At 63.8% G+C, this 13,955-nt stretch carries 13 protein-coding genes; 4 read left to right on the top strand and 9 right to left on the bottom strand.

The genetic code is table 11. From position 1 onward, the window contains the following. Position 1 precedes the first annotated feature (1 nt). From asnB (V6B08_RS06245) to wecB, 3 genes are read left to right on the top strand one after another with little or no spacing between them, the layout of a single operon-like run. On the top strand, positions 2–1,939 hold the full coding sequence (gene asnB / locus V6B08_RS06245; protein ID WP_341978889.1) for an asparagine synthase (glutamine-hydrolyzing): 1,938 nt from the start codon (positions 2–4) through the stop codon (positions 1,937–1,939). Next, the gene (locus tag V6B08_RS06240; RefSeq protein ID WP_341978888.1) at positions 1,936–3,213 is read left to right on the top strand and encodes a glycosyltransferase; all 1,278 of its coding nucleotides are present in this window, start codon (positions 1,936–1,938) and stop codon (positions 3,211–3,213) included. Before asnB (V6B08_RS06245) ends, V6B08_RS06240 begins: the two co-directional genes overlap by 4 nt. Then, on the top strand, positions 3,213–4,268 hold the full coding sequence (gene wecB / locus V6B08_RS06235) for a non-hydrolyzing UDP-N-acetylglucosamine 2-epimerase (RefSeq protein WP_341978887.1): 1,056 nt from the start codon (positions 3,213–3,215) through the stop codon (positions 4,266–4,268). The genes V6B08_RS06240 and wecB overlap by 1 nt, the downstream gene beginning before the upstream one ends. Before the next feature lie 43 nt (positions 4,269–4,311). Here the strand turns inward: wecB and asnB (V6B08_RS06230) are convergent, their stop codons facing one another. The 9 genes from asnB (V6B08_RS06230) to V6B08_RS06190 are packed head-to-tail and all read right to left on the bottom strand — an operon-like array spanning position 4,312 to position 13,448. Further along, positions 4,312–6,219 carry an asparagine synthase (glutamine-hydrolyzing) gene (gene asnB, locus V6B08_RS06230; protein ID WP_341978885.1) on the bottom strand — a complete coding sequence of 636 codons (1,908 nt, stop codon included), beginning with the start codon at positions 6,217–6,219 and terminating at the stop codon, positions 4,312–4,314. Continuing rightward, positions 6,219–7,397, bottom strand: coding sequence for a glycosyltransferase (locus V6B08_RS06225; protein ID WP_341978884.1), 1,179 nt, complete (start codon positions 7,395–7,397; stop codon positions 6,219–6,221). The genes asnB (V6B08_RS06230) and V6B08_RS06225 overlap by 1 nt, the downstream gene beginning before the upstream one ends. After that, on the bottom strand, positions 7,394–8,530 hold the full coding sequence (locus tag V6B08_RS06220; RefSeq protein WP_341978883.1) for a DegT/DnrJ/EryC1/StrS family aminotransferase: 1,137 nt from the start codon (positions 8,528–8,530) through the stop codon (positions 7,394–7,396). The genes V6B08_RS06225 and V6B08_RS06220 overlap by 4 nt, the downstream gene beginning before the upstream one ends. After that, complete coding sequence (locus V6B08_RS06215; RefSeq protein WP_341978881.1) at positions 8,527–9,096, bottom strand: acyltransferase; 570 nt, start codon at positions 9,094–9,096, stop codon at positions 8,527–8,529. Before V6B08_RS06215 ends, V6B08_RS06220 begins: the two co-directional genes overlap by 4 nt. A 9-nt stretch (positions 9,097–9,105) precedes the next feature. Then, complete coding sequence (locus V6B08_RS06210) at positions 9,106–10,074, bottom strand: Gfo/Idh/MocA family protein (protein ID WP_341978880.1); 969 nt, start codon at positions 10,072–10,074, stop codon at positions 9,106–9,108. 56 nt (positions 10,075–10,130) lie between these two features. After that, complete coding sequence (locus V6B08_RS06205; protein ID WP_341978879.1) at positions 10,131–10,964, bottom strand: class I SAM-dependent methyltransferase; 834 nt, start codon at positions 10,962–10,964, stop codon at positions 10,131–10,133. Next, on the bottom strand, positions 10,964–11,614 hold the full coding sequence (locus V6B08_RS06200) for a class I SAM-dependent methyltransferase (RefSeq protein ID WP_341978877.1): 651 nt from the start codon (positions 11,612–11,614) through the stop codon (positions 10,964–10,966). The genes V6B08_RS06205 and V6B08_RS06200 overlap by 1 nt, the downstream gene beginning before the upstream one ends. A 41-nt stretch (positions 11,615–11,655) precedes the next feature. Further along, a complete protein-coding gene (locus V6B08_RS06195; protein WP_341978876.1) occupies positions 11,656–12,168 on the bottom strand; it encodes an aromatic-ring-hydroxylating dioxygenase subunit beta in 513 nt (170 codons plus the stop codon). Continuing rightward, the gene (locus V6B08_RS06190; protein WP_341978875.1) at positions 12,165–13,448 is read right to left on the bottom strand and encodes an aromatic ring-hydroxylating dioxygenase subunit alpha; all 1,284 of its coding nucleotides are present in this window, start codon (positions 13,446–13,448) and stop codon (positions 12,165–12,167) included. The genes V6B08_RS06195 and V6B08_RS06190 overlap by 4 nt, the downstream gene beginning before the upstream one ends. Before the next feature lie 197 nt (positions 13,449–13,645). Between V6B08_RS06190 and V6B08_RS06185 the strand changes: the two genes are divergently transcribed. Further along, a complete protein-coding gene (locus V6B08_RS06185) occupies positions 13,646–13,867 on the top strand; it encodes a YMGG-like glycine zipper-containing protein (protein ID WP_341978874.1) in 222 nt (73 codons plus the stop codon). Positions 13,868–13,955 lie beyond the last annotated feature (88 nt).

The following is a 13,955-nucleotide window of genomic DNA, read 5'->3' as shown; positions in this document are numbered from 1 at the left end:
GATGTGCGGTATTGCTGGCATCGTTTCCAATGCCCATCTCGCCAGACCAGCCGAGACACTGAGGCTGCTTTCCGAGCAACAGAGCCATCGCGGGCCCGACGACTGGGGTTTTCTGCTGTGGGACCGCGTCGCGGCGCCGCGTCTTGGCCGCGACCCGGAGGCCCTGGGCGGCGGCTCGGTCGGCCTTGTGCATCGGCGGCTTTCCATTGTCGATCTTTCGCCCACCGGCTGGCAGCCGATGGCGGACGAAACCGGCCGTTATGCGATGGTCTATAATGGCGAGATCTACAATTATCCGGCACTGCGGGCTGAACTCGAGGCAGCCGGCTACCGCTTCCGCTCCACTTCCGACAGCGAAGTGCTATTCCAGCTACTGATCCGCGAAGGCACCGGCTGCTTTAACCGCCTTACCGGCATGTTCGCCGTTGCCTTCCTGGATTGCCGCGAGGGCCGCCTGCTGTTGGCCCGGGACCAGTTCGGCATTAAGCCGCTGCACTATGCCTATAGCGATACGCAATTCAGCTTCGCGTCTGAAATCCGGCCGCTGCTCGCCATTGGTGCCGCCTCACGCCAGGTAAATACTGCCGCCCTGTTCCGCTATCTGCGCCATGCCGTGACCAACCAAGACGGCGCCACGCTGTTTCGCGACATCCACGAATTGCCGCCGGCACATTATATGGAGGTCAACCTGGCGCATCCTGGCCGCGTTGTGCCGCAGCCCTACTGGCAGCCTGGCCGGCGCAAGCGCGGCGGGTTGAGCATGGCTGCTGCAGCCGAGGAACTGCGTGGCCTGTTCCTTGATAGCGTGCGCCTGCATATGACCGCCGATGTGCCGGTGGCCGCCACATTGTCGGGCGGCATCGATTCCAGCGGCATCGTCTGCGCCATGCAGCGGATTGGCGGCAGCAGCGATCCGCTGCCATTGTTCAGCTACTATGCCGGTGCCGGCAGCATCGATGAGAGCCACTGGATTGGGCAAGTGGCAAGCAGCATTGGCGGCATGGTGCATCCGGTCAGGCTGCAGCCGGGTGATCTGGCGCAAGAACTCGACGGACTTATCCTGAGCCAGGAGCAGCCTTTCGGCACCAGCAGCATGTGGGCGCAGGCGCATGTCTTCGCTGCCGTGCATCAGGCGGGCTACAAGGTGGTGCTGGACGGCCAGGGTGCTGACGAACTCTTTGCCGGCTATCCAGTCTTCCGCGCTGCGCGGCTCGAGGCGCTGATCCGCCATGGCCGCTGGAGCGAAGCTCTCGGACTGCTCACTGCCTTGCCGCAGGACCGGCGTAACCTACTGCTGATGGCACTGGCACCTATGCTGCCAGCGGCATTGCAGGTACCGATGCGCCGATTGGTTGGCCGCTCGCTGATGCCAGACTGGCTGAATGGGGACTGGTTTGGCGCGGTGAATCCCCCCGAGGCGAAGCAATGGCCTGGTGCTACGCCCCTACAGCGGCAGTTGCTCGACGCCACCTTCGGCTCCAGCTTGCCGATGCTGCTGCGCTACGCCGACCGCAACGCCATGCGGGTTTCGGTGGAGAACCGCGTGCCATTCCTTACTACGGCCCTGGCCGACTTCGCCACCGGCCTGTCTGACGATCTGCTGATCGCTCCCGATGGCACCACGAAAGCCGTGCTGCGCCAAGCACTGCGCGGCTTGGTGCCGGATGCCATCCTCGACCGCCGCGACAAGATCGGCTTCGTTACGCCGGAAGCCGATTGGTTTGGCCGGGATGCCGCGCTGGCGGCCTATATCCGCGACACTGCGGCAATGCCGCTGCCCGGCTGCTTCACGCCGGTAGTGCGCAACCGCCTACTGGCGCTGGCCGATGGCCGCACACAGCATGATGCATCGCTCTGGCGCTGCCTTAACCTGCTGCGCTGGGCCAAACTGTTTGGCGCCGAGTTCGGCGATATTGAAACCGGCAGGGCGGCGGCATGAAGATTCTGCTGATCGCTTTCGCCTTCCCGCCTTTTAATGCCAGCGGCGCGGTGCGCGCCGGCATGCTGGCCGAATACCTGTTCGACCAGGGCCACGATGTGCGTGTGCTCACCGCTGGGAATATAGGCTATGCCAAAACCATGGTGAGCCGTTTCCCGGCCGAGCGCGTAACCACCACGGGCTGGATCAATGTATTCGCGCCCTACGAGAAACTGCGGCAGGCCGAGAACGGCACAACAGCAAACAGCGGCACTTCCGCCCCAGCACAATCCTCCCGGCTGCGGCGCCAGCTGATCGATCTTGCCAAAGGCATCGTCGGGTTTCCCGATGGCCAGATTGGCTGGTATCCCCAGGCCGTGGCTGCAGGCAAGAGGCTGCTGCGCGACTGGCGGCCGGATCTTGTCTATTCCACTGCCCTGCCCTTCACCGACCACCTGATCGGCCGCCGCCTCAGCACCTTGGCCGGCGCCCCCTGGGTGGCGGAATATCGCGACCTCTTCACCGAGAACCCCTATGGCAACACGCCAGACTGGCGGCTGGGCATCGACACTGTGATCGAGCGTTGGACACTGCGCCCGGCCGTGGCCTGTGTCACGGTTTCAGAACCGCTGGCCGAGTCGCTGCGTCGCCGCTATGGCAAGCGCACCGCCGTGGTGCTGAATGGCTACGATCCCGCCGCCTATGGCGACGTACCTGCCGCACCCGACCTTGATCGGGGGAAACTCAACATCGTCTATACCGGCATCATCTATCCGGGCCGGCGCGATCCGGCAAATCTGTTTGCCGCGCTTGCCTTGCTGTCTGCCGAGGAACGCGCCGGCGTGGCCGTGCATTTCTACGGCCAGGACCTGCGTGGCGTGGCCCATGCCGCCGGACAGCACGGTATCGGTGGCAGTGTGCATATTCATGTCCCTGTGCCGCTGCGGACGGCGCAGGCGTTGCAGTTGCATGCCGATATCCTGCTGCTACTGCTGTGGAACGACCCGCGCGAGCATGGTGTATTCACCGGCAAGCTGTTCGAGTATGCCGGCGCCGGACGGCAGATCCTGACGCTCGGCTGCGAGGATGGCGTGGCAGCCGACTTGATCCGTTCCCGGGGCCTTGGCAAGGTGCTGAACCAGCCGGAAGCCATAGCGCAGCAATTGCGGCTGTGGCTCGCCCAGAAGCGTGGGAATGGTGTGGTGTCGCCGCCAGCTTCGGCGAAGGCAGGCCTCTCGCGCGGAGAACAATTTGCAACGCTCGAACATTTCCTTGGCGAAATCGGAATCCGCTGATGCCTAACCATCCCAGCCGTGGCATCACCGTGGTCGGCGCCCGCCCGCAATTCATCAAGGCGGCGGCGGTGAGCCGCGCTTTCCAGCAGTTGCAGACACTGGAAGAAGTGCTGGTGCATACCGGTCAGCATTACGATTTCGAGATGTCTGACATCTTTTTCCAGGAACTCGGCATTCCGGCACCAAAGCATCATCTCGGCATCCATGGCGGCGGGCACGGCTCGATGACCGGACGGATGCTCGAGGAACTTGAGCGCGTGATGCTTGAGGAAAAGCCTGACTGGGTGATGATCTACGGCGACACAAACTCCACCCTGGCTGCCGCACTGGCAGCCGCGAAACTGCGCATACCGGTGGCGCATGTAGAGGCTGGCCTACGCTCGTTCAACCGCGCCATGCCTGAGGAGATTAACCGCGTGCTCGCCGACCATGTCAGCGAACTGCTATTCTGCCCGACGCAGCAGGCGGTGGATAATCTGCGGCAGGAAGGCATCGAGCGCGGCGTGCATGTGGTCGGCGATGTGATGTACGACACTGTACTGCTGACGCGCGAGGCGGCGCGTCGGCGGTCCGACATCCTGGCCAGGCTGAACGTCAAGCCGGGCGAATATGCTGTCGCCACCATACATCGCGAAGAGAATACCGCCGACGCGCGGAAACTCGGCGCCGTCATCGAGTATTTGCGCGAACGGGCCGCTCGCATGCCCGTGGTGCTGCCGTTGCATCCCCGTACCGTTGCCGCTGCCGAACGCTTCAGCGTGCCGCTCGCCGGCTTGCAGGTGGTAACACCGCTGGGATATCTGGACATGGCACGGCTGCTAGATGATTGCGCGGCGGTCTACACCGATTCAGGCGGCCTGCAGAAGGAAGCCTATTTCCACCGCAAGCCCTGCGTGACTCTGCGTAGCGAAACCGAGTGGGTGGAAACCGTTAACTCCGGCTGGAACCGCCTGTGGCAGGGTCCGGATTACGCGCCACGCCGCGATATCGCCGATTATGGCGATGGCCATGCCGCCAACCGCATCGTCGCACTCATGGCCGAGCAATGGCGCTGAAGCTCGCCCACATCTGCTGCCCGGCTTCGGCCCGCAGGCGCCCTTAGCGCGCCGCGCGCCAAGCCTGGAACATCAGCACGCACCAGAGCGGATTATGCCATGCACGGCTGCCGCTGCGGTGCTCCGACCACATGCGGCGGATGCCGGCAACATCAAGCATGCCGCTATCGGCAAGCGCTGTGGGCGCCAGGAGCGTCTCCGCCCAATCCAACAGCGGCCCATTAAGCCAGCGCATCAGTGGCACGCCGAAGCCCATCTTCGGTCGTTCCACCAAGGCAGCCGGCACATGGCGGTGCAACACCTTACGCAGGATCGACTTGCCGCCGCGCGTGCTGCCACCTGGCGCGATCTTCATCGCCAGCGGCAGGCGCCAGGCGAATTCAAAAAGCCGGTGATCGAGCAGCGGCACACGCGACTCGAGGCTCACCGCCATACTCGCCCGGTCCAGCTTCACCAGGATATCATTCGGCAGATAGGTCTCGGCGTCCAGCAACATCATCATGTGGCGCGGATCATCCAACTCTGCCCAGTCGCCGGGGCGGTCCAGTAGCCCATCCGGCGCCACTTGCACAGCCGGTGCCATCGCCATCAACTGGCGATAGATGCCTCGCAATTCTCCCGGCGCCAGCACGGCTGCCAGCTTGTGCAGCCGGTCGCCCAGCAATGGCCGCACGGCATTCAACAACCCGGGCGGCACGGCACGCGCCGCCTCCAGGCCCAAGGCCAGCAAAGGCCCAGGCATGGCCTGCACGGCATTGCCCAGACGGCACGCCAGGGCATAGCGGTTATAGCCGCCGAAAAGCTCATCACCACCATCGCCCGAGAGGCTGACAGTAACAGCCTGCCGCGCCAGGCGCGAAACCAGATAGGTAGGTATCTGCGATGAATCAGCGAAAGGCTCGTCGAAAATCCGGCCAAGATCCGGCACCACAGCGAGTGCTTCGGCTTCGTCGAGATAAAGCTCGGTATGCTCGGTGCCGAGATGCGATGCCACTGCCCGGGCATGCCGCGCCTCATCGAAGGCTGCATCGCGGAAGCCGATACTGAAGCTGCGCACCGGCGGGCCGCCCAGCGACTGCATGAGCGCCACGACGCTCGAGGAATCGATGCCGCCGGACAGGAACGCCCCCAGCGGCACGTCTGATACCATGCAGAGCCGCACCGCATCGCGCAGCAATGTCTCGAGTTCGGCAACCGCATCCGCTTCGCTGCCCGCAAATGGCCTGGCAAGTGCCGCCTGCGCCACCGCGCTGGCTGACCAGTAAGGCTGCGGCACTGGCATGCTGCCGGGTACGGCATCAGCGCCAAGCCGCAGCAGGCAACCTGGCGGCAGTTTGGCGATGCCGGCCCTGATCGAGTGCGGCGCCGGCACATGGCCGTAGCGCAGCAGCAGGGCTAGCGCCTGCGGATCGATGCCGGCAGCGAAAGACGGCCAGGCTTCCAGGGCACGCAGTTCCGAGCCGAACAGGAAGACGCCGTTATTCCAGCCATAGGCCATCGGTTTCTGACCAAACCGGTCGCGGCCCAGCGTGAGAACACGTTCGGATGCATCCCATAAGGCAAAGGCGAACATTCCGTTCGCTTCCGCCAGCGTCGCCTCCACGCCCCATTGCTCGAACCCCGCCAGCAGCACTTCGGTATCGGAAGCGCCGTGGAAATGCACGCCGGTGGCAGCCAGGCGTTCGCGTATGGCCAGGTAATTGTAGATTTCGCCGTTATAGACAATGCAGAAGCGGTGCGAGGCCGAAGACATCGGCTGCGCGCCCTCGCTGGTCAAGTCGATGATGGCGAGACGGCGATGGCCGAAAGCCACGCCGGCTTCGCCATCGACCCAGATGCCATGGCTGTCAGGCCCGCGATAGGCGATAGCGTTCGACATTGCAAGCACATCGCCGCGCAACCGCTCCGGCGACGCGCCGCCCGGAATGAACAGGCCGGCCAGACCGCACATCAGCCCGCCTCCCGCATTTGCCGCAACGCCACGTCTGGCACCGCACCGGCCACCAATGCCGTGTAGAGCACGGCATAGTGGTTCAGACAGGCCGGCAGAGAAAACTGCTTCACCACGCGCTCGCGCGCTGCCGCCGCCATCTCTGTCCGCCAGCCTGGTTCGGCCAGCTTTACCAGCGCCTCGGCGAGTGCGTCGGGTGCCTGCCGTGGCACCACGATGCCGGTATTGCCCACCGCTTCAGCATTGCCGCCGACATCCGTCACCAGCATCGGCAGGCCTGCTGCCATGCCTTCCAGCACGGCATTGGAGAAGCCCTCCTCATGCGACACCAGCAACCCGGCATCGGCGGCAGCGAGCAGACTGGCGACCTGGCCATGGTCGGCAAGCTGTCCCAACCACAGGAAACGGTCGGCTACCCCATGCAACTTTGCGAGCAACCGTAGCGCGCCACCATGACCATCGTCACGACCGATACAAACGATGCGGCTATCCGGGGGCAGGCGCGGAGCAGCCTTCGCCATGGCCTCGATCAGATCGGCATGACCCTTGTAGGGAATCAGGTTGGCAACCAGCACGAAAACCAATGCCTCGGGCGCCAAGCCGAAAGCCAGCCGCACCTCGGCACGACTGTGCTTGGCCGCCGGCAAGGCAACGCCATTGTAGATCAGCCCGACCTTCTCCGCCGGCATGCCCTCGGCTATCAGCTGCGCCACCACGACACGCGAATTGCCGAGCAGGACTGTCATATGCCGATGCAGCCGTCGCTCCAGCCAGCCGGCCAGCAGATGCTTGCGCTGATAGTCGTTCAGGCTGCGGCGGCTCATCACCCGCACTGGCGCACCAAGCAAGCAGGCGGCCAGCCCCCCTATCAGATAAGCCTCGGGCAGGAAGCAGTGCACGATATCGGGTTGCCATTCCCGCATTTGCCGTACCGCATGCCAGAAGCCCATCAGCGGTCGCATCGGCAGGCGACGGAACGGGCCGCCATAAATCGGGATACCATGTGCCGCCATCTCGGCTTCCAGAGCACCGCCACGGCGCAGCAGTAACAGATGCACATCGAAACCGCGCTGCTTCAGCGCCGGCAGGATTTGCAGCAGATGTCGTTCGGTGCCGCCAACATCAAGACCGTTGGCAATCGCCAGCAGTTTGACCGGCCGCACCGCCATACCGATCATGGCTTGGCAATATCCAGGGCCGCACGCACCACAGCGATGATGCGCTGCTGCACGTAGTCTTCCAGATAGGGATGCATGGGCAGGCTGATCACCTGCGCCGCCAGACGCTCCGCATTCGGCAAGCCACCCGGCACCACCGGGCAATGGCCATAGCCGGCCTGCCGGTTCAGCGGGATCGGATAATAGACCGCCGTGGGTATGCCCGCCGCTTGGCAGGCTTTCGCCACCACGGCACGGTCCGGCACCACCAGAGTATATTGTGCCCAGACCGATGTGGCACCCGCATCCAGCAACGGCAACTGCGCCAAGCCGGCAAAAGCGGCGTTGTAACAATCCGCGATACGCTGGCGCGCTGCGATCTCGTCCTCGAAGATGCGCAGCTTCTCGATCAGGATCGCCGCCTGCAATGTATCCAGCCGGCTGTTCATGCCGATGCGGACATTGTTGTATTTGTCGTCGCCCTTGCCGTGAAAACGCAGCGACCGCAGCAACTCTGCCTTGGCATCATCGTCGGTGAAGATCGCGCCGCCATCGCCATAGCAGCCCAGCGGCTTGGCCGGAAAGAAGCTGGTGGCGGTATAGGCGCCAAGCGTGCCGACGCGGCGGTTGTCGCGGCGGGCACCGAAGCTCTGCGCCGCATCGGCCAGCAACAGCAGGTCATGTTCAGCGGCAATCGTGCTGATGGCACCATAGTCGGCGGGCTGGCCGAACAGATCCACCGGCATCACTACGCGCGGCTTGAGGCCAAGCCGCTTGGCTTCCGTAATGCCGGCCTGCAGGCTGGCGGGATCGAGATTGAAGCTATGCGGCAGCACGTCGACGAAAAGCGGCGTGGCGCCGACCAGGGCCACAACTTCCGCCGAAGCCACGAAAGTAAAGCCCGGCACGAAGACGGCATCGCCGGGCCCGACACCCTCCGCCATCAGCACCAGCTGCAAGGCATCGGTGCCGTTGGCGCAGGTGATGGCATGGCGCGCCCCACAGAAAGCCGCAAGCTGGCGCTCCAGTTCGGCCACTTCAGGGCCGAGGATGAAACCGCCATGCTCGAGCACGTGGGCAATCGCGCGGTTCAGGTCTTCGCCCAGCCGGCGGCGCTGTGCCTGCAAATCGACAAAGGCAATCGGGACACTCATGTCACTTCTTCCAGCAGGCCGGCATCCGTCAGGCGGTAGCGCGAGCCATCCAGCGGGCAGACCAGATCACGCCCCAACCGCATGCCACTGCGGCTCATCCAGCCGGTACGCCGCGCCGGCACGCCGGTCATCAAGGCAAAGTCGGGCACATCCTTGGTTATCACGGCTCCGGCACCGATGAAGGCATAGCGCCCGATGGTGACGCCGCAGACGATGGTGGCATTGGCACCGATGCTGGCGCCGTGCTTAACCAGGGTGTCGCGGTATTCATCCTTGCGCGACACTTTGGCGCGCGGATTGAACACATTGGTGAAGACCATGCTGGGACCACAGAACACGCCATCCTCGATGGTCACGTTATCGTAGACCGAGACGTTATTCTGGATTTTCACGCTGTTGCCGATTTTCACCCGATTGCCGACGAAGACATTCTGGCCCAGCGAGCAGCCGCTGCCGATCTCGGCGCCACCGCAAACATGCACCCAATGCCAGATGCGCGTGCCCTCGCCGATACGGGCGCCATCGTCAACAATCGCGGTAGGGTGAGCAGTCCAGGCCTGGGTCATCGCCAAGCCCTATGAGGAGGCAGCGACATTGCGGCAGAACGGATGGTAGTCGTTCTGCAACGGTGTAATGGCGGCATGCCGGATATCATGCACCGCTTCGATGCTCGGACGGGCCGCTTCCAGGCCGAAGCCACCACCGCTCAGGATATCCTGGTAGCTGGCGGTATGCAGGTCGGTAAACCCCTCGCTGAATTCCAGCTCCTCGCCACCGATCAGGATCGAGCGATAGGTACGCTTGCCGGCTGCCAGCGCGGCGGGCGGCAAATGCTCGGCATTCACCGACAGGAACCAGCGCACCCGGGCGCGCTGGTAGGTCAGCAGGCCAGCGGCAGCATCGGGGCGATGCAGATGCACCACACTGTCCAGGCGCTTGCCAAACACCCAGGCCAGCATATCGAAGAAATGCACACCGATATTGGTGGCGATACCGCCAGACTTGTCATTTGCGCCCTTCCAACTGGTGAAATACCAGTGGCCGCGCGAGGTGAGGTAGGTCAGGTCAACATCGAAAACATGGTCGGCCGGTGCCGCGGCCACCTTAGCACGCAGGGCCTGGATCGCCGGATGCAGGCGGAGCTGCAGGATATTGTAAATGCGGCTGCCGGATTCCTTCTCGATTTCCGCCAGGGCGTCGATATTCCAGGGATTGAGCACCAGCGGCTTTTCGCAGATCGCCTTGGCGCCGCTGCGCAGCGCAAAGCGGATATGGGCGTCGTGCAGATAGTTCGGCGAGCAAATAGCCACATAATCGACGCCGGTGCCGGCACGGCGCAGCTTGTCGATATGGCGGTCGAAACGCTCGAACTCGATGAAGAAATCGGCCTCTGGGAAATAGCTGTCGATGATGCCGACGCTGTCCTTGGGGTCGAGTGCGGCCACAAGCTGGTTATTGGTGTCGCGAATGGCCTTCATATGGCGCGGCGCGATATAGCCGGCGGCACCGATCAGGGCGAAACGCTTGGAATCCGGGTTGGTCACGGGGCCCTCACGCGGGGTTTTGCCAGCAAATGCAGTACCGGCCCCAGGGGCAAAGATCAAGGTGTCCGGCGGAAAACATACTCATCGCAAGGCGAACCAAGCAGGCCGAGGGCGGGTGCCGGCTTGAGGAATTCGCGTTCCAGGCGGAAGCCACGTTGCCCCAGGAAATCATGCACTTCCGCCGGCGCCGCAGATTCATACGGGTGGCCGCCGAGCCAGTCATGCACGTCATGGCTCCAGTTCATGCCGCGCTTGCCGCTGTAGCTACGGATATAGGCCGCCGGGCTGCGGCCGGTAGCCAACAGGCCGGCGAGGTAGGCCAGCTTGAAAAGGCCGCGCGCCGGTGCCTGCAGCCAGGCCGGTGCAGCGGAATAGAGCCGCTTCTCCAGTTTCCAGAAGCCGCAGACCGGCGTTTTGCGGTAGAGCGCCAGAATCAGCAGGCCGCCCGGTGCCACCAACGAGGCGGCGCGCTCGATTGCCGGCCACATGGCGCCGGTATGGTGCAGCACGCCCCAGGAATGCACGATATCGAAATAGCCGTCCTTCGCTGCATCGAGATCAAAAACGCTGACCTTGCGGCACGCCCAGCGGGCATCCGGCGCAAATCGGCGCAAGGTCGCCTCGCTGGTCGCCACCGAGTCCGGATCCAGGTCCACTGCCGTCACGGCAGCGGCACCGAGACGCAGCGCCGCCAGCGCCGAAAGCCCGGAGCCCGAACCGATGTCCAGCAGGTGGCGGTCGACAATGTCGGCGGCCGGCAGCAGTCGGGCCAGATCGGCCTCGGCTTGCGCAATACGCGCCGGATCGATATGGCGCGAGAAATCGGACCAGTTTTCGCCGAAGCGGAAATGATCCTGGTCGACGGAAGCCGGCGGCTTGTCCAATGCCATCACGATCCCTTCCGCCCACGCAACAGGAATTGCTCGGCAAACAGGTCTGTCAGACTGCCGAGCAGCAGCCGGTTCAGGATCCATTTCAGTTTCCAGCGTTTCAGGCCATGCGGCTGCACCGCCTCCACCGCCAGGCCCGCCCCCTGGAGCAGCTCAACCGCGCTCTCGCGCACGAAGAAACGCAGATGGGTGCGATCCAGGATACCGGCATCCTGGTAGCGCCACCGGCCGCGGAACAGCAAAGCCAGCACGATCTTGTAGTGGCGGATATTCGGCAGGCTGACCACCAGCACCCCGCCCGGCTTGAGCAGGCCGGCGAGCCTCGCCGCCATCGCCCAGGGGTCGCGCAGATGCTCCAGCACATCAAGGCAGAGAATCACATCCAGCGATCCCGGCTCGAGCGGCAAGGCCATGGTCTCGACATCACCCTGCAGCAGCAGGTCGAAGCCCTTCTCTCCCGCCCGCTTAGCGGCTTCCGGGCTGAATTCGACGCCGCCGGCCCAGGTTGCCAGGCCGAGAGTGCGGATATGCGCCAGCGTTGCGCCGGCGCCGCAGCCGATTTCAAGATAACGGCCAGGCGTAGCAGGCAATAGCGGCAGGATTTCCTGCCGCACCCGGTTGAAATAGACCGCCTCGCCGCCGAACGACATAACTGCCCCTTGCCAAAACTGGCCGGACTGTAGCCGCTCGGCTAGATCGGGTAAATGAGCGAATTCAGGATCATTTCACTGTCGAATACACAGTCGCGGCGGCTGAGCAGCAGGCGGCCATCCTCCTGACACCGAAAGCGGTCGATATAGCGCCCGACATTGAACACTTCCGACACGCCGCCGGTCATGCCGGCACCAGGGCGGGTGCGGAACACGGCATAGTTCGCCTCCGCCAGCACCTCGCCGGTTTCTGTGCCCAGCAGCCGTGCCGTGCCAATCACGTGGCGCTGGTAGTAGGGCGCATGGAACAGCGTGTTGCTGATGCCATAGACACGGTCGCGCATCATGCCATGGCCTTCGAGCTGCATGATGCAGAGTGGCAATCCGGCCTCGTGGTTCTCCCGCCCGATGACGCGGTAGAGTCCATCGGCGGCGAAGCAATCCGGCCAGCGTGTGAAATCGCCGGTATCGAGCAGGGCGGCATAATCGGCATTGAAGCGGTCGATCTCCGACCGCAGCAGCAATTCTTCCAGAACCATCTTGGGCGGGGTCACAGGCCAAGCTCCCGCCGCCAATAGGCATACATGCCGCGGATCAGCGTCTCGGTCACCATGTGGTCGGCCGGTGCCACATCGCGCCCACCCAGTTCGCACAGCGTGCTGGCATCATCGCCGCGATGAAAACCCTGCTGGCTGAATTCGATCACCTCGCCATCATCGGCGGAGACGAAACCGGCCGGGCCGAACAGGTTGGCCTGGCGCAGGCGGCGGCGGGTCATTTCCTCAGAGTCATCGGCGAAGCCGAAATGCGTCCAGACAAAATCGAAACTATCCGGACCCGCCGGCAGGATATGGCGTGTGGACAGCGAATTTACCTGCTGCTGAATGATCAGGCTGGGAAACAGCGTGATCATGGTGACGGTGGGGCCGTTCCACCACGGCTCAGGCACCACATCCAGCAGGCGCGGGTCATTCAGGCTCATATCGGCCTTGAAGCTGGTGACGCCTTCCGTGACCGTGCCGGCGCCACCGGCATTGCGCTGCGAGATCATCACTGCATGGCGGCCATGCTTGTCCAGCACCATGCGCGACTGCTGGTCGGCACGCCACAGGCCGAAGGTGACGAACCAGGTATGCAGCAGGCCGGGATGATAGGGATCCTTGATATTCTCCATCATCAGTTTCCAGTTGCCTGGAATGCGCTGGCGGTTGACGCCAAGCAGGGTGAGTTGGCGGCCCTTGAAGATGCGGTCGAGCCAGGGCATCACCTCGGGCCCGATATACTCCTCGAAACGCGGCACAGCGGCATCGAAGCTGGCGAAGATCAGGCCGCCATAGCGGGCGACCTGCAGCCGGGTGAGGCCATGCGCCTTGAGATCGAAATCCGCCGGCATGCCGCCCTGGATTTCATCGCCATGCTTCACGCCCTGGCGGAACGGCAGCCCGGCGAGGTCGCCATTCAGTTTGTAGGTCCATTGATGATAGGGACAGACGAAGCTGCGGGCGTTGCCGCGCGGCTTCTGGCAGAAGCGCACACCACGATGGGCACAGCGGTTCTCCACCACATGCACGGCGCCCTCCCGGTCGCGCACCACGATCACGCTGCGCTCGCCGATACGGCTCAGCCGGTAGTCGCCGGTCTTAGGGATTTCCGCCTCCAGGCCGACATAGCACCAATGCGGGCCATAGAAGAAATGCTGCAATTCGCGCTGGTAGATGGCGGGGTCGGTATAGGCCCAATAGGGAATCCGGCTGGCGCCCGGATCGAGCCAGAGGCGGGTTGGGGCGGTCGAATCAGGCCTCTGCAGGTCCGGCGGCGGCATTTGCTGGTTCATGCCCGCGGTTCCTCCCTTTTTATTTGAAATTACAAATAGCTTATCCGCAGCCTTTGTCAATTCAGATACTTAACCGGCGGCTCGTGGAACCCAGTCGCGGTATTGCCCAATTCTCGGCTCACTTTCGCGGAAATTGGCCGCTTCAATCCTCCTCACCGCTGGGGCAGCCCGGCAGCAGAAGAAGAAGGAGATCAGAAATGATTGCGTCCTCCCGCGTTACCAAGCTTTCGGCCCTGGCGCTGCTCGCCCTGGTCGCCACCGGCTGTGAGAACATGAACAACCAGCAGCAGCGCGCCTTGAGCGGCGGCGCCATTGGTGCCGCGGCCGGTACCGCCATCGGCCTGATGACCGGCCATACCCTGGCTGGTGCCCTGATCGGTGGTGCGGGCGGTGCGGCCGTCGGCGCCATGTCCAAGTAACCGCCAACCCCAGGCCTAATCTCCTGGCCTGATCCCCTCCCCCGGGATTAGTCCCCCGGGCCCGGCTGGGCTCGCTCCCCCCAGTCGC

This window comes from Ferrovibrio sp. MS7, assembly GCF_038404985.1.
Classification (GTDB): Bacteria; Pseudomonadota; Alphaproteobacteria; order Ferrovibrionales; family Ferrovibrionaceae; genus Ferrovibrio; species Ferrovibrio plantarum.
Note: the sequence above shows the minus strand (reverse complement) of the source record. Positions and strands in the feature narration are given on the sequence as shown.